Raw genomic sequence first — 21817 nt, 5'->3', positions numbered from 1 at the left:
CTGAGGCTGGGGGTCCGAGGTGCACGAAGCGACCAGCCCGGCGACCAGGAGGGCCGCCGGGACAACGGCGTACCGACTGATCACTTGGGCTGGTAGTGCTGGTAGTCGGGCTTGGACCAGCGTGCACCCCAGAAGTAGCCCTGGGCTTCGAGGGCCTTGGTCAGCGTGCTGCCGGCGAACAGCATGCCCGGGCGGACGACGGAGCGATTGCGGTAGGACAGGCCGTTGCTCGGGTACCAGACGCCGTTCGCCGCGAGGTACGGGTTCTCGACGGTGTTGATGTCGATCGCGTGGCCGTAGGAGTGCGGCGACAGGGAGTACGGGTCGCCGGTGACCTGCCGGCAGTTGAAGACCGAGGTGTTGTCGGCCTCCATCGCGCGGATGTCGCTGCCGCCGAACACGTCGACCCGGGTCATCCGCCGGATCGGGAACTTCGCGTTGAGGTTCGCCGTCCAGACCGTGATCATCTTCTGCACCGCGGCGTCGCGCACGATCAGCTCACCCTTGTGCAGCAGGCCGTCGAAGCCCCAGTGGTTCATGGTCAGCAGCCGCAGCGACGAGGGCCCGACCGGGCAGCCGGCCCGATAGGTCTTCGGCACCATGCTGGCGGCGACCGCGTACACCTTCGGGTTGAGCCCGGCCTTGATCACCACGTACGCCGTTCCGGACACCTCCACGGCGGTCGACGGCACGCCGCGACTGACCACGCGGACCCACCGGCTGGACGGGAAGTTGTCCGGGACCAGCAGCCGGAAGTTGCCCTTGGCATCGGTTTTCACACTGGTCAGCCAGCGCCAGGCGCCGCTGCCGAGCAGGTCCTGGAGCACGACCTCGAGCCCCGCCTGCGCTGGCACCGTCGTCCCGGTCACGGCGACGCCCGTCAGCGCGACGTACGAGGCGGCGGGCTTGGTGACCACGATCCTGCGGTCCTGTGCGGTGCCGATCCGGGCCGGCGACATCGCCGGGGTGCCGTAGAACTTCGGGCCGACCACGACGCGGAAGGTGGTGCGGATCGGGCCGGTCGGGGTGTAGGTGACCTTGTAGGCGCCGCCGGTGGTGGACTTGGTCGCGCCGCGCAGGGTCCAGCCGCTGGGCAGCGCCTGCCACAGCGACAGGTACCAGCCGACGGCGCCGTTGTTCAGCTTGCCGGTGAAGGTCAGCGGCCGGTCTTCCCAGCCGGTGGCCGGCTGGTCCAGCGAGATGGCCAGTGCCTCGGCGGTCACCGACGGCGACTGCGAAGGCGTCGTCGGCGGAGTCGCCGGGGTGGTGGGCGTCGTGGTCGGCGGTTCGGCCGGCGTACTGGCCGGCGGTTCGGCCGGCGTACTGGGAGGTGTCGTGGCCGGTGTGTCGGCTGGTGGTGTGACCGGCGTCGACACCGGCGTACCGGACGGCACGCTGGGCGTGACGTCGGCTTGTGCGGTGATCGGTAGTACAACTGCGAGCAGAGCTACCACTGCCGCTGTCGGCAGAGCTCTCCGAGCCATGGTGGTCCTCCCCAATGGGTGGGACCACTCCGGCCCCACCACCCCTCACCCTGAAGGACGCTACGAACCTACGGGAGGTTCGGTCTAGTTCTGAAGTCTTTTCACCGCGGCGTCGATCCGCTCGTCGGTCCCGGTGAGCGCGACCCGGATGTTCCGCGCGCCGGCCGTCCCGTAGAAGGCACCGGGCGCCACCAGGATGCCGAGCTCGGACAGCGCGGCCACCGAGCCGTACGCGTCGTACGACGGGTGCTCGGCCCACAGGTAGAGCCCGCCCTGCGACAGCGTGATCTCCCAGCCCGCACCGGTGAGCGCCTCGCGCAGCACCGAGCGGCGCCGGACGTAGCGCGCCCGCTGCTCCTCGACGTGCTGGTCGTCGTCGAACGCGGCTGCCATCGCGGCCTGGATCGGCGACGGCACCATCAGGCCGGCGTGCTTGCGGACGGCCAGCAGCTCGCTCACGACTCGCTCGTCACCGGCCACGAAGCCGGCGCGGTAGCCGGCCAGGTTCGACCGCTTCGAGAGCGAGTGCACGGCCAGCAGGTTGTCGAACGAGCCGCCGCAGACGTCCGGGTGCAGCACCGAGACCGGCTGCTCGTCCCAGCCGAACTCGATGTAGCACTCGTCGTTCACCAGCAGCACACCGTTGGCCCGGGCCCACTCCACCGCGGCCCGCAACTCCTCGGCCGAGGTGATCTGGCCGGACGGGTTGCGTGGCGAGTTGAGGTAGGCCACGCGCGCCGGGCCGTCGTACTGGGTGACGTCGGCGACCGGCACGCTCTCGGCCCGAACCAGCGCCGCACCCGCCTCGTACGTCGGGTAGGCCAGGTCGGGGATCAGCACCGTGTCGCCGGCGCCGACGCCGAGCAGCGTCGGCAGCAGCATGATCAGCTCCTTGGTGCCGATCACCGGCAGCACGCTGCTCTGCGGGTCGACCCCAGTCACGCCGTGGCGGCGCTCCAGCCAATCGACGGCCGCCTGCCGCGCGATCGACGTACCGATCGTTGTCGGGTACGCCGGTGCGTCGGCCGCGGCCGCCAGCGCCTTCTTCACCAGGTCCGGCACCGGGTCGACCGGGCTGCCGATCGACAGGTCGACGATGCCGTCCGGATGGTCGGCCGCCTTCTGCTTGAACGGGGCGAGCTTGTCCCACGGGAAGTCCGGCAGCCGGCTGGAGGTGGAGCTGGAGAAGAGGTTCGTCACCGCCCCATTGTCTCCCGCGGGGTCCGCGGGGTGTCGCCAGCTTCCCGATCTGTGGATAAGAAGCCCAGCGCCAGCTCGATCACCGCGGGATCGCGCAGGATCCTGCGGTGCCCGAGCCCTTCGGTGAGTTCGACGGTCGCGCCGGGCCAGACCTTCGTCACCCGGATGCTGCCGTCCGCCTCGGTCTCGCGGTCGTCACGGTCGTGGATCGCCAGCAGCGGCGGCAACGCGCGCCGCGCGGCAAGGTCGGTCACCGCCCGCACCCCTTCGTAGCTCTCCATCGGCCCGAACCGGCGCGCGAACCGCCGCAGGAACCCGGCTCGCACCCGCGGTCCGAATCCGAACGCCGCCTGGAACGCGTCCAGCGTCACGGCGAAGTCCGTCGCCGCCGCGACGAACACCACCCGTTCGGGCTCGGCGAAATGCAGCAACGCGTGCGTGACCGCCGCCGCCCCCAGCGAGTGCGCGATCACGCCGTACGCCGGGCCGCGGTCCGCGACGACCGCCTGGAACGCGTCGGCGATCTCCGGCATCGTGCTGCGCCCCTTGCCCTGCAGACCGGGCGCGGAGTCCCCGTGACTCGGCGCGTCGTACGCGACGACCCGGAAGCCGGCCTCGACCAGCGGGGGGACGAAGGCGGCCAGCTGCAGACCCCAGCCACCCCAGCCGTGCACGAGGTAGACCAGCGGGCCGGCGTCGCCGTACACCTGACCCCGGATCAGCCCACCCTCGAAGGGCAGCTCGAACGGCGTCGCGGCTGGTAGTTCGACCCGCGGCCGCCGGACCTTCTCGGGCACGGTCGGCAATCGGAACCAGAGCTGGTCGAGCAGCTTGGCGCCGACCGGCGGGGCGACCCGCTCGAGCAGCGGGAAGACTCCCGCATAGAACCGAACGATCGTGCTTTTTTTCGCCGACGTCATGACGATTCCCCCCTCAGGTGGTGTGGATCAGATCCGCGCCGCGTCGAGCAGCGCTTCGAAGGCCGCCCGGGCCCGGGCCTCGGCCCGGTCGTCGCCGAGCAGCCGGCTGGCGTGGTGGTAGGCCATCAGCACGCCCTGGATGTCGAACGCGTACTGCTCCGGATCGGCGTCCGGCCGGAACTGACCCTCGGTGATGCCGGTGCGGAACACCGTCGCGATCGCGTCGATGTAGTCGCGATAAGCCTGCAGGAAGCGATCGCGGACCGGGCCGGGCGGCGCGTCGTCCAGCTCGGCGGAGACGCTGTAGAAGAAGCAGCCGCCGGGCAGCGCGAGATCACCGCTGTCCCAGCGCAGCTTGCGGTCGAAGAACTCCCGCAGCCGCGCCTCACCGCGCGGAGCCTTCAGCGCCGGCCGGACGACCCGCTCGGCGAACAGCTCCGCGGTCCAGTCGATCACGTCGAGCTGGAGTTGCTCCTTGGACTTGAAGTGGGAGAACAGGCCGCTCTTGGACAGGCGGGTCCGCTCGGCGAGCAGGCCGATGCTGAGCCCGCTCAGCCCGATCACGCTGACCTGCGCCGCGGCGACGTCGAGCACCGCCGCCTTCGTCTGCTCGCCTTTACCCACAGCCAAATAAGAGCACGACCGTGCGGTACTCCGCAAGGGCTCAGCAGGGCCGGTCCGCGTCGACCTTCGCCAGGATCTGGTCGCTGATCGCCTTGAGCTGGCCGAGCTGCTCCGGCGTGAGCGCGTCGATCACGTACTGCCGGACGGCCTCGACATGGCCCGGCGCAGCCTCGACCAGGTACGCGTAGCCCTCGTCGGTGAGCGTGGCGACCGTGATCCGGCCGTCCTCCTCGAACGGGCGCCGCCGCACGAATCCGCGCCGCTCGAGCCGCTTCACCACATGCGACAACCGCGACAGCGACCCCTTCGCCTCGCCGGCCAGGTCGCTCATCCGTCGCGACCGGTCCGGCGACTCCGACAGCGCGGCGAGCACCGTGTACTCGAAGTGATTCAGGCCCGAGTCACGCTGCAGCTGATAGTCGAGCGCCCCGGGCAGCTTGAACAGCAGCGCGGCGAGCGCCATCCACCCCTGCAGTTCGTCGGAATCCAGCCACCGGACGTCGTCTGCCATCGCCCCAGTCTACCGACTTGATTGACGCTTCAAGTCAACCCGGCTACCTTGAGTTGAAGCATCAACCAAACTGTTGAAAGTAGATCATGAACGTCTTTTTGTGGATCGTCGCCGGCGTCCTGGCCGCCTTCTTCCTCGCAGCCGGAGCGACCAAGCTGCTGCAGTCCAAGGCCAAGCTGGCCGAGAACCCGAACATGAAGTGGACCGAGGACTTCTCCGCCGGCACCCTCAAGTTCATCGGCGCCGCCGAGCTCCTCGGCGCGATCGGCCTGATCCTGCCGGCCGTGCTCGACATCGCCCCGGTCCTGGTTCCGCTGGCCGCGACCGGCCTGGCCGTGATCATGATCGGCGCGATCATCACCCACGTGCGGCGCAAGGAGTACCAGCCGGTCGCGATCAACACGGTGGTGCTGGTGCTGGCGGCACTGGTCGCGATCTTCCGGTTCGGGCCGAACAGCTTCTGACCGACGCGGCTGGTACGACGTGACGCGGCCGCCGGGGCAGCTGGGATGCTGCCGCGGCGGCCGCGGTCGTAGTACGGGCTGCTAGAGGTAGAGGCCGGTCTGGCCGTCCTCGAGGCGGTTGGCGGCGACCGCGTGCAGGTCGCGCTCGCGCAGCAGGACGTAGTCGTCGCCGCGGACCTCGACCTCGGCCCGGTCCTCCGGGTCGAACAGGACCCGGTCGCCGACCTCGACCGTGCGCACGTTGGCGCCGATCGCGACCACCTTGGCCCAGGCCAGCCGGCGGCCCATCTGGGCGGTCGCCGGGATCAGGATGCCGGCCGAGGACTTGCGCTCACCTTCGGCCTCGATCGCGACCAGTACGCGGTCGTGCAGCATCCGGATCGGCAGCTTGTCGTCGGACAGGCGCTTGCGAGGGGTCACCGGCGACCCACCAGCTTGCGGATCATCACCAGGACGCCGACCACGCCGACGACGGCCGCGCCGACCGCGACCAGCTTCTGGGTGCGCAGTTCGCCGCGCTCGTCGAAGACCTGCGCCTTCGCCTGCTCGACCTGCCGCTTGGCGACGTTCTTGGGGTGCGCGCGGTCGACCAGCTCGTCCACGGTCGAGGCCAGTCGCGCACGGGTGGCGGCGATGTCCGCCTCGATCTGCTCGGGACTGCGAGCTTGCGTGTCCGACACCTGTCCTCCTCGGTCTGGGTTACTGGCCGGCAACTGCTTCCATCCTCGCAGGTCACGCCCGCAAGTCGACGACCACCTTGATGTCGCCGGGCTCCTTGGTCAGTGCATTCGGCCACTCCGACAGCGGAACGGTCCGGGTGATCAGCCGGTCCAGCCAGTCACGGTCGGCGGCCAGCAGTACGTCGACGGCATCCGCATAGTGCCGCTTGGCCGCGTTGACCGAGCCGAGCAGAGCGGCGTTGCGGATCACCAACTGCCGGACCAGCGCGTCCATCTGGACGTCGATGCTCGACGGTCCGGGCGCGATGCCGGTCAGGCACATCACACCGGCCGGCGCCAGCAGCTTGGCGGACTCCACCACGACCGGACCGGCGCCGGTGGCCTCGATGACGACGTCCGGCTCGACCCGGACGTCTTCGAGGTTCGTGACGAAGGTACCGCCGAGGTCTCGGACCAGCTGCGGCTTCGGGCCCTCGTCCGAGCGGTCCAGCACATGTACGGCGTACCCGCGCTGTGCTGCGATCAGCGCGGCGAGCAGACCGATCGGGCCGGCGCCGGTGACGAGCACGTGCTTCGGCTCGTACCAGGAGCGTCCGCCGACCCGGTCCACCTGCTCCCACGCCTTGGTGAGGATGCTGGCAGGCTCGATCAGTACGCCGAGACGGCCCAGCTCGGCAGGCACCCGTACGGCGAAGTAGGGGTCGACGCGCCAGCGCTCTGCGCCGTACCCGTCGTGGCCCTTGATGCCACGCTCGGTGTAGCGGCCGTTGCGGCAGAAATCCCACTCACCTCGCGCGCAGGCAGGGCAGGGCTCCGGGTCGGGCCGCCGGACGATACCGGCGACCAGGTCACCGTTGGAGAAGCCGGAGCCCGGCGGCGCATCCAGGACCTGGCCGAGTGACTCGTGGCCGAGCACCAACCGGTCGGCGCCGTCCCGGCCGAACTCACCGGAGACGAGCTCGAGGTCGGTGCCGCAGATTCCGGCCAGCACGCCCTCGACCAGCATGGTGCCGTCGGCCTCGGGCGGCTCGGCGATCTGCCCCACGGACGCAGAGTCAGCCTTGCCCGGAATCACCGTCATCGCCCGCATGCGACCACTCCACCCCTGCCCGGCACGGCGCGCAAGTCCCCTCGCCGCGTCACACCGGTCACAGGAGCCCCTTGCGACGCGGCGGACGTCGTACGGCAGAATGTCGGACAATCACCCGGTCAGGCTCGGGCTCGCCCGTCCGGGCACGTGTTGGTCAGCGTTGTGGGAAGGACACAGTCATGTCCGAGCGCCTCTCGGTCGGCGACGCCGCACCGGAGTTCACCCTGCCCGACGCCGACGGCAACGAGGTGTCGCTGCGCGAACTGCGCGGCAAGAACGTGATCGTGTACTTCTACCCGGCCGCGATGACCCCGGGCTGCACCAAGCAGGCCTGCGACTTCCGCGACTCGCTCGACTCGCTGGCCGCCGCCGGGTACACCGTGCTCGGGATCTCGCCGGACAAGCCGGCCAAGCTGCAGAAGTTCCGGGACCGCGACGGCGTGACGTTCCCGCTGCTGAGCGACCCGGACAAGGAAGTACTGACGTCGTACGGGGCGTTCGGGGAGAAGACGATGTACGGCAAGAAGGTGACCGGGGTGATCCGGTCGACCTTCGTGATCGACGGCGAGGGCAAGATCGCGGTCGCGCAGTACAACGTGAAGGCCACCGGGCACGTCGCCAAACTGCGCCGCGATCTCGGTCTCTGAGACAGGTCGATCGGCCGGGCGAAGGAAAACCTTCGAAGATTTCATGGTGCCGGTCCATGGAACGGTCGTTTGAGCAAATCATTCGTGTGATCTGGATCACACGACAGTCGAAGCTGATCGTTGTCCCGCCGCTACCCAGCGTGAGTTTTCAGGCCTGACGCAGGAGTAGCCGTACTGCCAGGGCGTCCCGCGTTCGGTGACGACCAGGTTCCGGTGCGGTCACGGTGCCCGGCGACCTTGGCCCTGACCAGTGCAAACCGGGTAATCTTCGCGCGCAGTCTGCCTCTGGGAGGGAGGGACCTGCCGCGATGGGAAAACATTCCTCTGCGGTGACGCGAAGTAACAACAACCGACGACCGGTGTACCTGACCGCTGTCGGTCTCTTGGTGCTCTCGCTGGGTGCCGTGTTCGTGGTCCGCTCCTTCGGATCCGAGTCCGGCGCCGACGGTTTGCTGAGTAGCAAGTGTGACGAGCCGACTCAGGTCAAGCTCAGCACCACGCCGGAGTTCCAGCCTCAGCTGGACCAGGCGACCAAGGCGTTGATGGCCAAGGGTGGCGAGGACGGCAACCCCTGTCTGCAGTTCACCGTCACCGCCGCGCAGTCCGCGTCGGTCGCCCAGGAACTGTCCGGTGGCGGCGACAGCCGGCCCGACCTGTGGGTGCCGGACTCCTCGCTGTGGGTGAGCCGCGCCGACGACGGCGAGTCGATCCCCACCGTCGCGGTCCCGTCGCTGGCCAGCTCCCCGCTGGTCCTGGTCGGCCGGACCGAGAACTTCGCGAACACCTCGTCGTGGCTCGGAATCTTCGCCGACACCCAGCCGGCCCTGCTCGATCCCCTGAAGTCGTCGTCCGGCGCGCTCGCGCTGCTCGCGATCCAGTCCGAGCGGGCCAAGACCTCGGCCTCGAACAGCCAGGTCGCCAAGGTGCTGGTTCCGCTCGCACAGCGGCTCGGCTCGATGGCCAAGCAGTACACCGAGTACAGCGGGCCGCTGAGCAAGGCGTCGGCGGACAACAGCCCGGTCGTCGTACCGATGTCGGAGCAGGCGTTCGTCAAGTACCAGGACGAGCACCCCACCGCGCCGCTGAAGGCGATCGTGCCGCGGACCGGGACCCTGCTGCTCGACTACCCGGTCGTGGTCACCGCCAAGAACAACACCGAGGCGATCACCGACGCCGGCCAGGCGCTGGCCGCGGAGATGCTGTCCGACGCCGTCGGCCAGTCCCGCGACGACGCCGGCTTCCGCGACCCGCTGATGAGCCCGCTGGGCGAAGGCCGCGGCGTCGGCGACATCACCCAGCTGACCAAGCCGACCGCCGCCGCCATCGGCAAGGTCCTGCAGAGCTGGACGACGCTGTCGCTGTCGGCCCACTCGCTGGCCGTCATCGACGTCTCCGGCTCGATGGCCGAAAAGGTCCCCGGCAGCAACAAGACCCGGATGCAGCTGACCATCGAAGCCGCCAGCAACGGCCTCAGGCTGTTCCCGGACTCGGCCGAACTGGGCCTGTGGGTGTTCTCGACGAAGATCGGCCCGGAAGCGGCGGACTTCAAGAAGCTGGTCCCGATCGGCAAGCTCACCCCGGGCCACCGGCAGCAGATGCTGTCCCAGCTGACCGCCCAGTCGGCCCGCGTCGGCGGCGGCACCGGCCTGTACGACACGGCGATCGCGGCCGTGCGCGAGGTCCGCACCCAGTACAACTCCGGCGCCGTCAACACCGTGCTGCTGTTCACCGACGGCAAGAACGACGACCCCGGCAGCATGAGCCTCGACGCCGCCCTACGGGCCCTCGAAACCCTGAAGGACCCGGCCCGCCCGGTCCGGATCATCGCGCTGGGCATCGGCCCGGACGCCGACGAGACCGAACTCAAGCGCCTGGCTCAGGCGACGGGCGGTCAGAGCTACGTGGCCCGCAACCCCACCGACCTCCAGGACGTCTTCATCGACGCCCTGCAGAACCGCTGACACCGGTTGCTCCCTAGGATGACCTCCTGGGGAGCAACCCCAGCCAGAGTGGTGGAACGGCAGACACGCCGGCTTTAGGTGCCGGTGCCTTCGGGCGTGCGGGTTCAAGTCCCGCCTCTGGCACCCAACGGCAAAGCCAATCGAGCAACAAAAACTCGAACCAAAAAAGCAAACTACAAGAACCAAAGCAGCAAGACCGGAAATACATAAAACAAAGAGAATACAGTTGGGTGGCCTGTGGCTGAGGTCGCCTACCAGCTTGAGGTCTGCTTGGGCTGTTCAGACCCGCTGATCACCGCAACGACAGTTGACCCCCGCGCGATCTCACCTCGCCCGATCGCGTCGAAGAGCGCCGCCATCATCTTGGCGACGTACACCCAGTCCAACCGCAGTCCGTGTCGCTGCTCGAAGTCGGCGATGAACTCGTCCAGTTCCGCGGTCCGTTTGGCGTATCCACCGTAGTGATGGGCGTAGTCCAGCGTCCAGTTGGCGGTCGACGAGCCGAACGTCTGCCGCTGGAGCTCGGCAACCTCGTTCTCCAAGAACTGGGCACCCTTGAGCGCCGGCACCCCAATTGCCCGCTGGCCGTTCCCCAGGCCGGACGCGATTCCGGCAAGCGTCCCGCCGGTCCCGACCGCGCACAGGATGGCATCGAAGTCTTCAGCGATCTCGGCCGGCAGTTCGGCGCACCCACGCACCGCCTCGGCATTGCTGCCGCCCTCAGGGAGTAGATAGAACTCCCCGAACTCCTGCCGCAGCTTTTCGAGAACCGTCGCCGAGCCTTTGTCCCGATAGGTCCCACGATCCAGGTAGGTCAGGCGCATACCGCGCGAAACCGCATAGGCCAGGGACGGGTTGAGCGGATCGTGCGGCTCGCCGCGGATCACCCCGATGGTTCGGAACCCGCCGTAGTACCCAGCTGCGGCCGTCGCCCGGATGTGGTTCGAGTAGGCGCCCCCGAAGGTCAGCAGCGTCTCGTACCCGCCCGCTCGAGCAGCCACCAGGTTGTACTTGAGCTTCCGCCATTTGTTTCCTGGCAACTCGGGGTGAATCAGGTCGTCTCGCTTGAGAAGTACGCGAACACCGGCCGCTCCGAGCCTGTCGTCCGCCAACGTCTCCAGGGGAGATGGCACCTGGAGTTCGACGTCCTTCATCGATCCAGCATGTCAGCTGCCGCGGGATCAGCGCTCCGGGAAGCAGGCGGCGACGGCGAGGCGGTCGACGAAGTCGTTCATTTCGTGGCCTGAGTGGCCTTTGATCCATTGGAAGGCGATGTTGCCGCGGGTTGTCACCAGGTCGACCAACGGTTCCCAGAGGTCTCGGTTGGCGACTGGCTTCTTGGCTGAGGTGAGCCAGCCTCGGTCCAGCCAGCCGGTGTGCCAGCTGTCGCGGAAGCAGTTCACGACGTACGTCGAGTCCGAGACGATCAGGAGGGGGCCCTCGTTGGTTCGGGCGGCTTCCAGGGCGGCGCGGATCTCCATGCGTTGGTTGGTCGACGCGGCTTCGTGGCCGGCGGCGTACTCGGTGGTCGACAGCGCCCAAGCCCAGCCTCCGGGGCCGGGGTTGACTGAGCAGGCGCCGTCGGTGAAGACGCTGCGTGCGCCGGCGGGGACTGGCATGTCGGCCGGGCGGGGACGGCGGGCGGTGGCTGGAGGCATCCGAGAACACTAGTTCACCGCTGTTGGACGGACCTGGTCGCGCACCGAGGGCGCGAAGAAAATAGTGCTCGTCGAGGCCAGGGGACGAGCGTAATGTCGGCACGGACGTGCTGCGTGCCGAGAGGACAGACCGTGAGCCAGCCTGCCGAGCAGTCCGCTTATCCCGACCACATCGACGCCGCCGTGCTGAAAATCGCGGGTGTCGTCGTGCTGGGTGCGATCATGTCGATCCTCGACATCACCGTGGTCAACGTCGCCCTGCCGACGTTCCAGGACGAGTTCGGCACGCCCGACAATCCGGTTGCCTACTCGACCGTGGCCTGGACCGTCACGGCGTACACGCTCGCGCTCGCGACCGTGATCCCGCTGACCGGGTGGGCGGCCGACCGGTTCGGCACCAAGCGGCTCTACATGGCCGCGATCTTCCTGTTCACCGCCGGGTCGGCGCTGTGCGCGACCGCGACGAGTATCGACATGCTGATCGCGTTCCGCGTCCTGCAGGGCCTCGGCGGCGGCATGCTGATGCCGCTCGGTATGACGATCATGACGCGGGCCGCCGGGCCGCACCGGATGGGCCGGTTGATGGCGATCCTCGGCGTGCCGATGCTGCTCGGCCCGATCCTCGGACCGATCCTCGGCGGCTGGCTGATCGAGGTGGCGAGCTGGCACTGGATCTTCTTGATCAACGTGCCGCTGGGCGCGATCGCGCTGGTCTACGCCTGGTTCGCGCTGACCCCGGACCACGCGGAGCGGTCGGAGTCGTTCGACTTCCTCGGGGTGGCGCTGATGTCGCCCGGCCTCGCGCTGTTCCTCTTCGGCGTCTCCTCGCTGCCCGCCGAGAACGGCGACTTCGGTGCGCCGCGGGTGTGGGTCTCGATGCTGGCCGGCGTACTGCTGATGGCGGCCTTCGTCTGGCACTCCTTCCGGCCGGAGCACCCGCTGCTCGATCTGCGGCTGTTCCGCGATCGCAACCTGACCATCTCGATCATCACGATGTTCCTGTTCGCCGCGGCGTTCTTCGGTGGGCTGCTGCTGGTACCGACGTACTTCCAGCAGATCCGCGGCGAGTCCACCTTGCACGCGGGTCTGCTGGTGGCGCCGCAGGGGCTCGGCGCCATGGTGACGATGCCGATCGCCGGACGACTGGTCGACAAGATCCCGGTGGGCCGGATCGTGCCCGTCGGCCTGGCGCTGATCGTCGTGGGCATGTTCGGCCTGACCCAGGTCACCGCGACCACGCCGTACCCGCTGCTGATCGCGATGCTGGTCGTGATGGGCTTCGGGATGGGCGCGACGATGATGCCGCTGTTCACCACGGCGCTGCGGACCCTGTCCGGCGCCCAGGTCGCGCGCGGCTCGACGCTGCTCAACATCAGCCAGCAGATCGCCTCGTCGTGCGGCGTCGCGACGATGTCGGTCGTGCTCACCAACCAGCTCAACGACTCGCCGATCATTCCCGGCACCCAGGTTCCCGGTCTGGGCGACGGGCTCCGCGAGACGCAGGCCGCCATCCTGTCCAACACCCAGCCGGAGAGCATCGCCCCGCTGAACATCGATCCGGCAGCCATCGCGCGCGGGCTGGTCGACGCTGCCTCCGCGTTCTCGCACACCTACTGGGTCGCCTGGGTGCTGGTGACCCTCACCCTCATACCGGCGCTGATGCTCCCCCGTCGGCGCCCCCAGGCCCGCCCCATCGACGAGGGCGCGCCACCTGCGGTGGTCGACTGAGTTCCTCGAACACCAACGTTGAAGCTACGCAGAGCGGGCTTATGGCGACCTCAGCCGATCTGGTCGAGTTCGCCTGAGCATGGCGGTCAGGATCGGGCCGTCGACGGACGGTTGCTGCGTACTGATCGGCTCATAACCCCAGGATTCGTAGAGCGCCTTGACCTTCCCATCGCCGTTCAACGCGTTGACCAGCAACGAGACCTGCGTCTCGGGACGATCGCGGAGGAGCTCGTCGTGGATCAGCCGAGCGATCCCCTGCCCTCGCCACGGCTTGCGCAGCATGATCTCCTTCACCGCCACAGTCGGCGTCTCGGTGCATCCCCCGGGAAGAGGGGTGGTCATCCGGCGCCACCAACGGTCATCGGGCGTGAGGCTGTTCGCATACGCAAACCCCACCGGCTCCGCCGCGTCGTAGCCGATGACAGCTTCCCAACCGGGATCCAATGCGTGCCGAGCAAGCTGTTCGCCGAAGCGCTCGACCGAGTAGTGCGGAAGATGAAGTTGGTCGGCACGGACGTCGGCATACACCTCGATCAACGTGCTCCACACGTCGTCGATCACGGTGGAGTGGCGCAGGGCAATACCGTTAGGGGTCACAGAAGCTTCCTCAGCGAGTCGTGTTCGTAATGGTCCCAGGCGGTCGCCGGGTGGCTGGATGGCGCAGCGATCCGCAGAGTGGTACCGAAGTCTTGAAGCATCGAGTTGATCCGCGGATGCAGACCGGTCGGCTCGATCGGTATCGACATCGCAGTTGCGACCGCTTCCTCGATATCGCCCTGACCGAGCTGAGCCTTGGCCAATCGTGCAGTCGTTATCGATCGCGTACGCCACATGCCGGGCCGCAGAAGTGCGAGGCTTCGATGAGCGTGGCCTTCAGCCACCTCGTAGTCGCCTAGCGCCAAGTAGCCGGCGAGAGCAAGATTCTCCAGCTCTGCCTGGTCGTAGAAGGCCTTCAACCACACCGGTCGCTCCTCGCTGGGTTCTGATCTGGCCAGAGCTTCTTCGGCATGGGCAACGGCCTGACGTACGGCGCGGTGATCGCCGGTTTGCCCAAGTATCGCGGCATGTCTCGCATGACCGAGGGACGCGAACATCGGATCTCGTCGCGCAATCGGCAACCGGCGCGCAACATCGTTGGCGGACAACGCGTCGACAGGCCTGGCCATGTGGCGGTAGAGGCTGCCGGCGTGCGACCAGATTCTGAATTGGATCGCTGGATCGCCTGACATCGTGGCCAGACCTGCTGCGCGATCGAAATGTCGTTGCGCGGTATCGAACCGGCGACCGTCGATCGCCGCCCACATGGCACTCGAAGTGAACGAGGCCGCACAGCCGTAGAGAGCGCTTCGGATTCGCTGACTCGCAGTCCCCCGTGCCTGCAGTGCCAGGGCCTCGCCCGCGAGCGCGGATGCCTGGGTCTCGATGGTGAGCTTTCCGCCGTACTGATGGTCGCTCGCGACGATCAGCGCGAATTTGGACAGCAGGCGCTCGACGTCACCAGCGCCGACCCGGGGCATCGCAGCGCGCTGCGATGCCCCGGCGGCAACCATGACAGTAGCCGCGGAGGCGCCGATGAACCTGCGCCGCGGAACAGGCACCGGCTCGGCCGGAGCGACGAATCCGAGATCCGTGATCGGACTACTGAAGACTGCGGAGAGTGCATCGCGCTGGCGGTGATGTGGCCACCGAGTCTTCCCGGTCAGCCAGTTCCGCACCGTTCGATCGCTGACGGTGCCTCCGTAGCCGGCGCGCCGAAGGTCTGCGTTGACCGCTTCGGCCAGCTCGGCCTGGGTCAAGCCGATCTCGGCCATGCGCGCCTTCAGGACCTGGTTTCCCTCCACAGCCCAACGATATGTACGGCGAGTCACCGGCCGACAGCGTTCTGCCCGGAAATTTCCGGTTCAACCGCATCGACAGCTTGCGACGATTTCCTTACGTTCCGCAGTCATAGGCCCTTCGATGGAGATCAAGGACCTCGAAGGGAACTCGCATGGAAGTCGACGCACAGCTCGACCGCTCAGCCTCAGACATTGCGTGCCCACGCCGATTCGTACTCCGCCGCACCGTCGACGTGACTGGAGTCAGCGGCACCGGCGATGTCGCGGAGGGCGTCGAGTGGTCGGACGGGACTGTGGCGTTGCGGTGGCGCGGAAAGTGGGCCACCACAGTCGTCTGGGACTACGGCCTGGACATCCTCCTCGCAGTACACGGTCACAACGGTTCCACCGTCGTCCGGTGGCTCGACCCTGAGCGCCCAGCCTGAGTCACCGGTCAGTTCGATGGCCGAGCAGGAAGTCTGTCGCGTGCAGCAGTGGCTGGGCGAGCACTTGATCGAGCCGCAACCCAGAAGCCGGCCGGCGCGGGACGAGATAGCGAGTCCGTCCTGGGTCGACCGTTCCAAACCCGCACCAGAAGTGGAGATTCACCATGAGCAGCGAGACGAGCGCAGTTCCGTTCGGTGTCCGTCACCTGACGTCCGGGCCAGACACGACCCCGATGGAACTGCCGATGACCTACAGCGCCAACCTTCAACTGAACGTGTCTGCGACCGGCAACCCGTACCACGCCATCGCCGCAGCTCTGCCGGAGACGAACACCGAGACGCCGATCCCCGACGGCCAGCGCCCCGGATCGGACAACTCCACCGACAACTACTGATCATGGGCACCGTCCTGGTGTTGACGGGCCGCGACGACCTGACCGCTGACGCCGTCATCGAGGAGCTGACCAGGCGGAATGCGTCGGTCGTCCGCTACGACACGTCCGACTTCCCCCAGTCGTCCCGTGTAGCTGCCACCCTTGGGGCGCAAGGCTGGGACGGGCAGTTGATCGCTGATCGGTCGGTCGACCTCAGAGCTGTCAGTGCTGTGTGGTGGCGCCGACCCGCCGAATTCAACGTGCCCAGCGACTGGTCGGACGAGGCACGAGCGTTCGCAGTGTCTGAGGCGCGCGTCGGAGTTCTCGGCGTGCTTGGGTCGCTGCCGGTGCGATGGATCAATCATCCGGCGAAGGACTCTGCTGCCAACTACAAGCCGGTTCAGCTTGCGGTGGCTGCCCGCGCCGGACTCGGAGTGCCCCAGACGATCATCACCTCGGATCCTGAACACGCCCGCGACTTCATCGGTGCCGATGAGGTCATCTACAAGGGCCTCAGCGGCGGCGTACTCACCGCGGAACGACGTCACCGATACTTGCCGACCACTGTGCTCGGTGCCAACGAGATCGACGCGAGCGTCGCTGGCACCGCACACCTGTTTCAGGAGCGAGTTCCCAAGGACTGCGAAGTGCGCCTGACTGTGATCGGGAAGCGGATGTTCCCAGTCGCGATCTATGCCGGAAGTGCGGCTGCCAGACTGGACTGGAGAACGGACTACCCGTCCCTCACCTATGGTCCGATCGAACTCCCGCTTGAGGTGGCGCAAGGTGTCCGGTTGCTGATGGACGAACTCGGCTTGTACTTCGGCGCGCTCGACTTCGCCGTGACCCCGGATGGCCGATGGGTGTTCTTCGAAGTGAACCCGAATGGTCAGTGGCATTGGCTCGCTGTCAAGGCCGGCGTACCGATGATTGAAGCAATGGCCGATGCCCTCCAAGGAAAGGACGATTGACTCCGTGACTGACTGGACCGACGCCGCTCGCAAGCTCGCCGAAGAGATAACGGCAGCGGCACCGGAGTGGCACGACTCGGTCAGCTCCACACCTCGGCACCAACTGGTGCCGAGGTGGTGGGAGCCGATTCCCGACAGCTATCCGTTCGCCTGGGGACTCCGCACGCCCCAGCCGGACCAGCCGTGGGCGGAGACCTACGCCGACGAGACGCTGGTGACCCGCGTGGGATCACTCCACGCCGACCGTGCAGACTTATCCGATCGTCCAACGGGTCTCCCGACGTCGTCCTCAACCCTGCCCGGGTTGATCGTGCGCATGCTCCACCTGCTCAACCCCGGCAAGCAGGATCGGGTGCTCGACGTCGGCACCGGCTCCGGCTATTCCGCCGCCCTGCTCGCACATCGCCTCGGCGGCCAGCAGGTGACCAGCATCGACGTAGACCCCTACCTCGTCGACGCCGCCCGCGAACGCCTCGCCGCCTTCGGTCGACAACCACACCTCGAGGTCGCGGACGCCACCAGATCCCTACCAGACGCCGACTACGACCGCATCATCGCGACCGTCTCCGTCCGTCCAATCCCGCCGGCCTGGCTGGAGGCTCTCCGCCCCGGCGGGATGATCGTCACCACAATCATCGGCACTTCACTCCTGATCAGCGCCCAGAAACACGCCGACGGAGTAGCCCGCGGACGCGTACAACCAGAATCGGCAACCTTCATGCGCACCCGACGCGAAACGGACTATCCAGCTCGCCTCGACAACGTGTATGACGCCGCCCGCGACCAGCCAGGCACCGAGACCCGCCAACTGACCGGCACCCTGCCTGATCTGTGGGAGGACTGGGAACTGCGCTGTCTGTACGAACTCGACACCCCCGACGTCGAGAACCGTTCCGCAACCCGCGATGACGGCAGTCAACTCCTATGGCTGCTAGCCACCGACGGATCCTGGGCACGCGCCGACAGCGAAACAATGACCGTCCACCAAAGCGGACCACGCCGCCTGTGGGACGACTTGGAACGCGTCCAAGCCAGGTGGACTGCCGCCGGCCACTTCCCCCTCCACGGCATGACCGTCGAACTCGGCGCCGACCGACACACCCTCACCAGCCCCGACGGCACCTGGACACTCGAGCTCTGACCAACTGCCGACCACACTCCTTGTCCTTGCCGAGTGCGTAAGCGTCGAACGACCAGCGCCGTGATCTGCTGACCGTCCTTTGGCTGCGGACACCTTCCTGCGCACTGGACTGTCAGGCCAAGCCAGACAGCTCGATGCGCCTGCCACCGACCAAACTGAAGACCGAGACCCGGCACACATCTGGCATTCGAGGCGTGTCATCAAGTTCCAGCGCCATGTCACCGATATCGGCACGCGAACGCAATCCTCCGAGAGGCCTTGAGGTACGCGTAGACGAACTTATTGACTGCTCTCCAAGCTCGCCGTGGTACTGCATCTTCTGCGTCCCGTGGCGACCAGGTGATATTCGTGCTGCCGCTCCTCCCCGCGTTTGCGGTCGCTCAAAACAACCATGACCTTTACCGCAAGGCAGGTGGCCAATCGTCTGCGTGGAGAACATAAGACCGTCGAGAGGGCCACCGAGATACCTGGCGTCGATCGCGAGCGGAGGCTCCATGGAGTCTGTCATTCCCCGGACGACAGTTGCGCGACTCCGCGGTTCATACAGGGAAGTCGTGAACGATCGATGGTCCCGACCGCCTCAATCGGCGCTTTGAAGTTCCGCCCTCGATATCTGCCTGACTCGATGGAGTGCTAGGACCTTGGAGATGAATCTGTAGGACGCGAGGTAGTCAGCTACCGGACCTGTGACAGCAGCGAGCTCAGCGGCTACCTCGGCGTTAAGCTTTGACGATTGCGCTGCTCCTTTGATGTGGCCCATCGCCAACCCCAGAGACTTCGCCACCGGCTCCGGCAACTGAACCGCGAATGCGGGAGCCAGCAGGACTAGGTCGTCGCTGATCTGCACGAGACGCTCACGCAAGTGTGTGTTGTGCTGGGCCAACTTCCGCCGTACCTCGGTGTCCCTTGTGATCTCGTCGCGACGCCCGAGCTGCCCCGCGATCTGACTAACTTCGAGAAGAAGTTGAGCCGTTTTGCGCTTCGACCGCTCGCGCTCCAAGATCCGTTCCTTCCGGGCCTCAAGGTGGGGCTTGGCGCTGTACTCGATCACTAGCGTGACGGCGGCTGCAACTGATGCTGTGGTCAACAGCTCGGTCATGGTAGGCACAGGACCGGATGATCGCATGCCCGCTCAGAAGAGGAGCGGCAGCCGGCTGCTCTGCGCTCGCGCGCCCATGGGATCGACGTCAAGGACCAGCCGTGTGGTTACGGCGTGTGCCTCCTCGGATACTGTTCCCAGGAACCGTTCTTCAGGACATGAGCGCGCGGGCGATCGGCCAAGCTCCGGGGGACGTGTTCGACAGGACCGTCCGGGTGGTGCCCGTACGAGGATCGTGGGTGGACTGGAACGACGCGCCGGCGTCGTAGCCGACGAGCATTGCCGTGTCGGTGGTCTCGTGCAGCCAGAAGCCGAGGCCGTAGCGTCTTGATTGGTCCGGTACGTCGCAGCGTGGGCGGACGACCTCTTCGACGTGATCCACGATGTCGCCGGCGAACAGCGCGCGCCAGAAGGTGGAGATGTCGGCGGCGGTGGTGTGGATGCCGCCGTCACCGTTGGCCAGCACCGGGAGGTGGAAGACGTTGGAGCGATCCTTGCCGTCCAACGGCAGGTAACCCACGGCCACGTCAGCCGGTAGCTCGTCGGAGCGAAGGAACTCGGTTCTGGTCATTCCGGCGGGGCGGAGTACTCGTTCCCGGACCAGGTCGTGATAGCCGATGCCGCCGGCCCGCTCCGCCAGCAGGGCGAGGACCACGAAACCGCCGTTGCAGTAGGAGAACCGCTCACCGGCCCGGAACTTGGTGGGATGCCCGTCCAGCAACGGCAGGAACGCCTCGGTGGTCGTCAGTTCGTGCGCCGCGCCGACGAAGTAGTCGGTGATCTCGGAGTCGGCCTCTTCGTCCAGGTAGTCGCCGATGCCCGAGGTGTGGGTGAGGAGATGTTCGACGGTCACGTCGTCCGCGATCAGCGGGAGATCGTTGCCGAGCAGGGATCGGGCGGTGGTGCTGAGGTCGAGCACACCCTCCCGCACCAGTGAAAAAACCGCCAGAGCGGTGAAACCCTTGCTGCCGCTGGCGATACCGAATCTGGTGTCGAGGGTGTTGGGAACGGCGTAGGCGCGGTTGGCCAGCCCGTACGCCTTGGCGAACTCGATCTGACCGGCCCGGTCGATCCAGACCACACCGGAGAACCCGGTCCGGTTGGCGATCTCGTCGATGTCCCCCTGCCCCATGGCCGCAGACTAGCCCAGCCCGCGGTGCTGCCGAACTCGTTTTCCCGCGAGGACGTCAGCCACCGCGTGTCACCGGCAACGACCGGACGGTCACCGTCAGGGCTCCAGTAGGTGCCTCGGACAACAACTCCCCGAACACCCCGTTCCGCGTCGACGGCTGGGACCTTTCCGAAGGTCGCCGGGATGATTACCCTGGCTCTCGGGGGGAAACCACATGAGCAAACCCACCATTCTGACCGTCGACGACGATCCCATGGTGTCGGCCGCGATCTCCCGGGATCTGCGGAATCGGTACGGCGACGACTACCTCGTGGTGCGGGCGAACTCGGGGGCGCAGGCCCTTGCCGTGCTGACGAAGCTGGCGTTGCGTAATCAGCCGGTGGCGCTGATCGCGGCCGACCAGCGGATGCCGGAGATGACCGGGATCGAGATGCTCGAGCAGGCGCAGGTCCACGCGCCGGGAGCGAAGTACCTGTTGCTCACCGCGTACGCCGACACCGACGTCGCGATCAAGGCGATCAACGACATCGGGCTGGACTACTACCTGCTCAAGCCCTGGGATCCGCCCGAGGAGCGGTTGTACCCGGTGATCGAGGGGTTGCTCGACGACTGGCGGCAGGCGAATCCGGATCACACGTCCGACGTCCGGGTGGTCGGCAATCGGTGGTCCGACCGCAGCCACGAGATCAAGACGTTTCTCGCGCGCAACTACGTGCCCTACCGCTGGTACGACGTGGAGCGCGACGCCGAGGCCCAGCGGCTGACGCAATTGGCCGAGGCGCAGGCGACGGATCTTCCGCTGGTGCTGATCCCCGACGGTGACACCCTCCGCTCGCCGTCGACGCTCGATCTCGCGGGAGCGCTCGGGCTCCGGACCACCGCCCAGCAGCCCCTGTACGACGTGTGCATCGTCGGCGGTGGACCCGCCGGTCTGGCGGCCGCGGTGTACGCGGCGTCCGAGGGATTGAGCACGGTGATCGTCGAGCGTGAGGCGCCGGGTGGACAGGCCGGGCAGAGCGCGGCGATCGAGAACTACCTCGGCTTCCCCAAGGGCCTGACCGGCTCCGATCTGGCGCAGCGGGCGGTCGCGCAGGTGTCGCGGTTCGGGGCGGAGATGGTGCTGGCGCGCTCGGTCGTCGGCTTCGAGACCCGAGGGCCGGTGCACGCCGTCCTGGTCGAGGGCGCGGGCGAGATCGAGGCTCGCGCGGTGATCGTGGCCACCGGGGTTTCGTACCGCCGGCTCGAAGCGGACGGACTCGCCGAGCTCACCGGCCGCGGCGTGTACTACGGCGTGAGCGCGAGTGAGGCGAGCCAGTGCGAGGGCGACGACGTCTATCTCGTCGGCGGCGCCAACTCGGCGGGCCAGGCCGCGCTCAACCTGGCCCGCTACGCGAGGAAGGTCGTGCTGATCGTCCGGGGCAGTTCGCTCGAAGTCACGATGTCGCGGTACCTGATCGACAAGATCGCGGCCACCGCCAACATCCAGGTGCGCTGCGGTAGTCAGGTGACGGCCTGCCGTGGCAACGGGCACCTCGAGGCGATCACCGTGGCCGACCGCACCACCGGTCGCACCGAGGAACTGCCGACGAGCTGGTTGTTCGTTTTCGTCGGCGCCTCGCCGCGGACCGAGTGGCTCGGCCCCGCTGTCGTGCGCGACGCCAAGGGATTCGTGGTGACCGGTCAGGAGCTGCTCGCCCACGACCAGGCCTGGCGGTTGCCTAGGGCCCCTTTTGCGCTCGAGTCGAGCGTGCCCGGCGTGTTCGCGGCCGGCGACGTACGGCTCGACTCGATGAAACGGGTCGCCTCCGCGGTCGGCGAAGGCGCCATGTCGGTCTATCTCGTGCATCGCTACCTGGCGACGGTGTGAGCC

Annotated in this window: 23 protein-coding genes and 1 tRNA gene; 10 read left to right on the top strand and 14 right to left on the bottom strand. The window is 67.4% G+C overall.

What is annotated here, in order from left to right:
* Positions 1–80: 80 nt before the first annotated feature.
* The 5 genes from ACQPXM_RS10445 to ACQPXM_RS10425 form a co-directional block, all read right to left on the bottom strand.
* Positions 81–1484, bottom strand: coding sequence for a M15 family metallopeptidase (locus ACQPXM_RS10445; RefSeq protein WP_432947256.1), 1404 nt, complete (start codon positions 1482–1484; stop codon positions 81–83).
* An 84-nt stretch (positions 1485–1568) separates the two neighbouring features.
* Complete coding sequence (gene dapC, locus ACQPXM_RS10440) at positions 1569–2684, bottom strand: succinyldiaminopimelate transaminase (RefSeq protein ID WP_432947254.1); 1116 nt, start codon at positions 2682–2684, stop codon at positions 1569–1571.
* Positions 2681–3604, bottom strand: coding sequence for an alpha/beta fold hydrolase (locus tag ACQPXM_RS10435; protein WP_432947252.1), 924 nt, complete (start codon positions 3602–3604; stop codon positions 2681–2683). Before ACQPXM_RS10435 ends, dapC begins: the two co-directional genes overlap by 4 nt.
* Before the next feature lie 27 nt (positions 3605–3631).
* Positions 3632–4228: a TetR/AcrR family transcriptional regulator gene (locus ACQPXM_RS10430; protein WP_432947250.1), complete on the bottom strand. Its 597-nt coding sequence runs from the start codon at positions 4226–4228 to the stop codon at positions 3632–3634.
* Between the two features lie 40 nt (positions 4229–4268).
* Positions 4269–4739 (bottom strand): MarR family winged helix-turn-helix transcriptional regulator, encoded by a 471-nt coding sequence (locus ACQPXM_RS10425; RefSeq protein WP_432947248.1) that lies wholly within the window; start codon positions 4737–4739, stop codon positions 4269–4271.
* An 86-nt stretch (positions 4740–4825) separates the two neighbouring features.
* Between ACQPXM_RS10425 and ACQPXM_RS10420 the strand changes: the two genes are divergently transcribed.
* A complete protein-coding gene (locus tag ACQPXM_RS10420; RefSeq protein ID WP_432947246.1) occupies positions 4826–5203 on the top strand; it encodes a DoxX family protein in 378 nt (125 codons plus the stop codon).
* A gap of 81 nt (positions 5204–5284) precedes the next feature.
* Here ACQPXM_RS10420 and ACQPXM_RS10415 read toward each other — a convergent pair whose 3' ends face one another.
* Genes ACQPXM_RS10415 through ACQPXM_RS10405 form a run of 3 tightly spaced genes read right to left on the bottom strand, consistent with a single transcriptional unit; the run spans position 5285 to position 6973 of the window.
* Positions 5285–5623 (bottom strand): GroES family chaperonin, encoded by a 339-nt coding sequence (locus ACQPXM_RS10415; protein WP_432947244.1) that lies wholly within the window; start codon positions 5621–5623, stop codon positions 5285–5287.
* Positions 5620–5883, bottom strand: a complete 264-nt coding sequence (locus ACQPXM_RS10410; RefSeq protein WP_432947242.1) for a DUF3618 domain-containing protein — start codon at positions 5881–5883, stop codon at positions 5620–5622. The genes ACQPXM_RS10415 and ACQPXM_RS10410 overlap by 4 nt, the downstream gene beginning before the upstream one ends.
* Positions 5884–5935: 52 nt before the next feature.
* Positions 5936–6973, bottom strand: coding sequence for a glucose 1-dehydrogenase (locus ACQPXM_RS10405; RefSeq protein ID WP_432947240.1), 1038 nt, complete (start codon positions 6971–6973; stop codon positions 5936–5938).
* A gap of 179 nt (positions 6974–7152) precedes the next feature.
* On the opposite strand from ACQPXM_RS10405, the gene bcp reads away from it, so the two are divergent.
* The 3 genes from bcp to ACQPXM_RS10390 all read left to right on the top strand — a co-directional run bounded on the left by bcp (position 7153) and on the right by ACQPXM_RS10390 (position 9704).
* Positions 7153–7620, top strand: a complete 468-nt coding sequence (gene bcp / locus ACQPXM_RS10400; RefSeq protein WP_432947238.1) for a thioredoxin-dependent thiol peroxidase — start codon at positions 7153–7155, stop codon at positions 7618–7620.
* A gap of 329 nt (positions 7621–7949) precedes the next feature.
* Positions 7950–9581: a VWA domain-containing protein gene (locus ACQPXM_RS10395; protein ID WP_432947236.1), complete on the top strand. Its 1632-nt coding sequence runs from the start codon at positions 7950–7952 to the stop codon at positions 9579–9581.
* 42 nt (positions 9582–9623) lie between these two features.
* Positions 9624–9704, top strand: a tRNA-Leu gene (locus tag ACQPXM_RS10390).
* 128 nt (positions 9705–9832) lie between these two features.
* Here the strand turns inward: ACQPXM_RS10390 and ACQPXM_RS10385 are convergent.
* Together ACQPXM_RS10385 and ACQPXM_RS10380 are read right to left on the bottom strand one after the other, a co-directional pair.
* Positions 9833–10735, bottom strand: a complete 903-nt coding sequence (locus tag ACQPXM_RS10385; RefSeq protein WP_432947234.1) for a 1-aminocyclopropane-1-carboxylate deaminase/D-cysteine desulfhydrase — start codon at positions 10733–10735, stop codon at positions 9833–9835.
* 27 nt (positions 10736–10762) lie between these two features.
* The gene (locus tag ACQPXM_RS10380) at positions 10763–11239 is read right to left on the bottom strand and encodes a ribonuclease H family protein (RefSeq protein ID WP_432947232.1); all 477 of its coding nucleotides are present in this window, start codon (positions 11237–11239) and stop codon (positions 10763–10765) included.
* A gap of 132 nt (positions 11240–11371) precedes the next feature.
* Here ACQPXM_RS10380 and ACQPXM_RS10375 point away from each other — a divergent pair, with 132 nt between their 5' ends.
* Positions 11372–12967, top strand: coding sequence for a DHA2 family efflux MFS transporter permease subunit (locus tag ACQPXM_RS10375; RefSeq protein ID WP_432947230.1), 1596 nt, complete (start codon positions 11372–11374; stop codon positions 12965–12967).
* Between the two features lie 39 nt (positions 12968–13006).
* Here ACQPXM_RS10375 and ACQPXM_RS10370 read toward each other — a convergent pair whose 3' ends face one another.
* Positions 13007–13564 (bottom strand): hypothetical protein, encoded by a 558-nt coding sequence (locus ACQPXM_RS10370; RefSeq protein ID WP_432947228.1) that lies wholly within the window; start codon positions 13562–13564, stop codon positions 13007–13009.
* Positions 13561–14808, bottom strand: a complete 1248-nt coding sequence (locus tag ACQPXM_RS10365; RefSeq protein ID WP_432947226.1) for a hypothetical protein — start codon at positions 14806–14808, stop codon at positions 13561–13563. The genes ACQPXM_RS10370 and ACQPXM_RS10365 overlap by 4 nt, the downstream gene beginning before the upstream one ends.
* Positions 14809–14957: 149 nt before the next feature.
* On the opposite strand from ACQPXM_RS10365, the gene ACQPXM_RS10360 reads away from it, so the two are divergent.
* From ACQPXM_RS10360 to ACQPXM_RS10345, 4 genes are all read left to right on the top strand, one after another.
* The gene (locus ACQPXM_RS10360; RefSeq protein WP_432947224.1) at positions 14958–15230 is read left to right on the top strand and encodes a hypothetical protein; all 273 of its coding nucleotides are present in this window, start codon (positions 14958–14960) and stop codon (positions 15228–15230) included.
* A gap of 164 nt (positions 15231–15394) precedes the next feature.
* Positions 15395–15625, top strand: a complete 231-nt coding sequence (gene tgmA, locus ACQPXM_RS10355; protein WP_432947223.1) for a putative ATP-grasp-modified RiPP — start codon at positions 15395–15397, stop codon at positions 15623–15625.
* A gap of 2 nt (positions 15626–15627) precedes the next feature.
* Positions 15628–16575 (top strand): ATP-grasp ribosomal peptide maturase, encoded by a 948-nt coding sequence (gene tgmB / locus ACQPXM_RS10350; RefSeq protein WP_432947221.1) that lies wholly within the window; start codon positions 15628–15630, stop codon positions 16573–16575.
* 4 nt (positions 16576–16579) lie between these two features.
* Positions 16580–17716 carry a methyltransferase domain-containing protein gene (locus ACQPXM_RS10345; RefSeq protein ID WP_432947219.1) on the top strand — a complete coding sequence of 379 codons (1137 nt, stop codon included), beginning with the start codon at positions 16580–16582 and terminating at the stop codon, positions 17714–17716.
* Between the two features lie 580 nt (positions 17717–18296).
* On the opposite strand, the gene ACQPXM_RS10340 is transcribed toward ACQPXM_RS10345, so the two are convergent.
* Together ACQPXM_RS10340 and ACQPXM_RS10335 are read right to left on the bottom strand one after the other, a co-directional pair.
* Positions 18297–18815: a hypothetical protein gene (locus ACQPXM_RS10340; RefSeq protein ID WP_432947217.1), complete on the bottom strand. Its 519-nt coding sequence runs from the start codon at positions 18813–18815 to the stop codon at positions 18297–18299.
* Between the two features lie 151 nt (positions 18816–18966).
* Positions 18967–19947: a serine hydrolase domain-containing protein gene (locus ACQPXM_RS10335; RefSeq protein WP_432947215.1), complete on the bottom strand. Its 981-nt coding sequence runs from the start codon at positions 19945–19947 to the stop codon at positions 18967–18969.
* A 214-nt stretch (positions 19948–20161) separates the two neighbouring features.
* Between ACQPXM_RS10335 and ACQPXM_RS10330 the strand changes: the two genes are divergently transcribed.
* Positions 20162–21814: an FAD-dependent oxidoreductase gene (locus tag ACQPXM_RS10330; RefSeq protein ID WP_432947213.1), complete on the top strand. Its 1653-nt coding sequence runs from the start codon at positions 20162–20164 to the stop codon at positions 21812–21814.
* Positions 21815–21817 lie beyond the last annotated feature (3 nt).

This window comes from Kribbella sp. CA-253562 (genome assembly GCF_050942265.1).
Lineage (GTDB): Bacteria > Actinomycetota > Actinomycetes > Propionibacteriales > Kribbellaceae > Kribbella.
Note: the sequence above shows the minus strand (reverse complement) of the source record. Positions and strands in the feature narration are given on the sequence as shown.

Excerpts from the sequence above, each read along its gene's own strand:
- ACQPXM_RS10330 (WP_432947213.1), top strand. The coding sequence starts at position 20,162 with ATGAGCAAACCCACCATTCTGACCGTCGACGACGATCCCATGGTGTCG.
- ACQPXM_RS10340 (WP_432947217.1), bottom strand. The coding sequence starts at position 18,815 with ATGACCGAGCTGTTGACCACAGCATCAGTTGCAGCCGCCGTCACGCTA.
- ACQPXM_RS10335 (WP_432947215.1), bottom strand. The coding sequence starts at position 19,947 with ATGGGGCAGGGGGACATCGACGAGATCGCCAACCGGACCGGGTTCTCC.
- ACQPXM_RS10425 (WP_432947248.1), bottom strand. The coding sequence starts at position 4,739 with ATGGCAGACGACGTCCGGTGGCTGGATTCCGACGAACTGCAGGGGTGG.
- ACQPXM_RS10420 (WP_432947246.1), top strand. The coding sequence starts at position 4,826 with ATGAACGTCTTTTTGTGGATCGTCGCCGGCGTCCTGGCCGCCTTCTTC.
- tgmA (WP_432947223.1), top strand. The coding sequence starts at position 15,395 with ATGAGCAGCGAGACGAGCGCAGTTCCGTTCGGTGTCCGTCACCTGACG.
- ACQPXM_RS10380 (WP_432947232.1), bottom strand. The coding sequence starts at position 11,239 with ATGCCTCCAGCCACCGCCCGCCGTCCCCGCCCGGCCGACATGCCAGTC.
- bcp (WP_432947238.1), top strand. The coding sequence starts at position 7,153 with ATGTCCGAGCGCCTCTCGGTCGGCGACGCCGCACCGGAGTTCACCCTG.
- ACQPXM_RS10435 (WP_432947252.1), bottom strand. The coding sequence starts at position 3,604 with ATGACGTCGGCGAAAAAAAGCACGATCGTTCGGTTCTATGCGGGAGTC.
- ACQPXM_RS10405 (WP_432947240.1), bottom strand. The coding sequence starts at position 6,973 with ATGCGGGCGATGACGGTGATTCCGGGCAAGGCTGACTCTGCGTCCGTG.
- ACQPXM_RS10360 (WP_432947224.1), top strand. The coding sequence starts at position 14,958 with ATGGAAGTCGACGCACAGCTCGACCGCTCAGCCTCAGACATTGCGTGC.
- ACQPXM_RS10385 (WP_432947234.1), bottom strand. The coding sequence starts at position 10,735 with ATGAAGGACGTCGAACTCCAGGTGCCATCTCCCCTGGAGACGTTGGCG.
- ACQPXM_RS10445 (WP_432947256.1), bottom strand. The coding sequence starts at position 1,484 with ATGGCTCGGAGAGCTCTGCCGACAGCGGCAGTGGTAGCTCTGCTCGCA.
- tgmB (WP_432947221.1), top strand. The coding sequence starts at position 15,628 with ATGGGCACCGTCCTGGTGTTGACGGGCCGCGACGACCTGACCGCTGAC.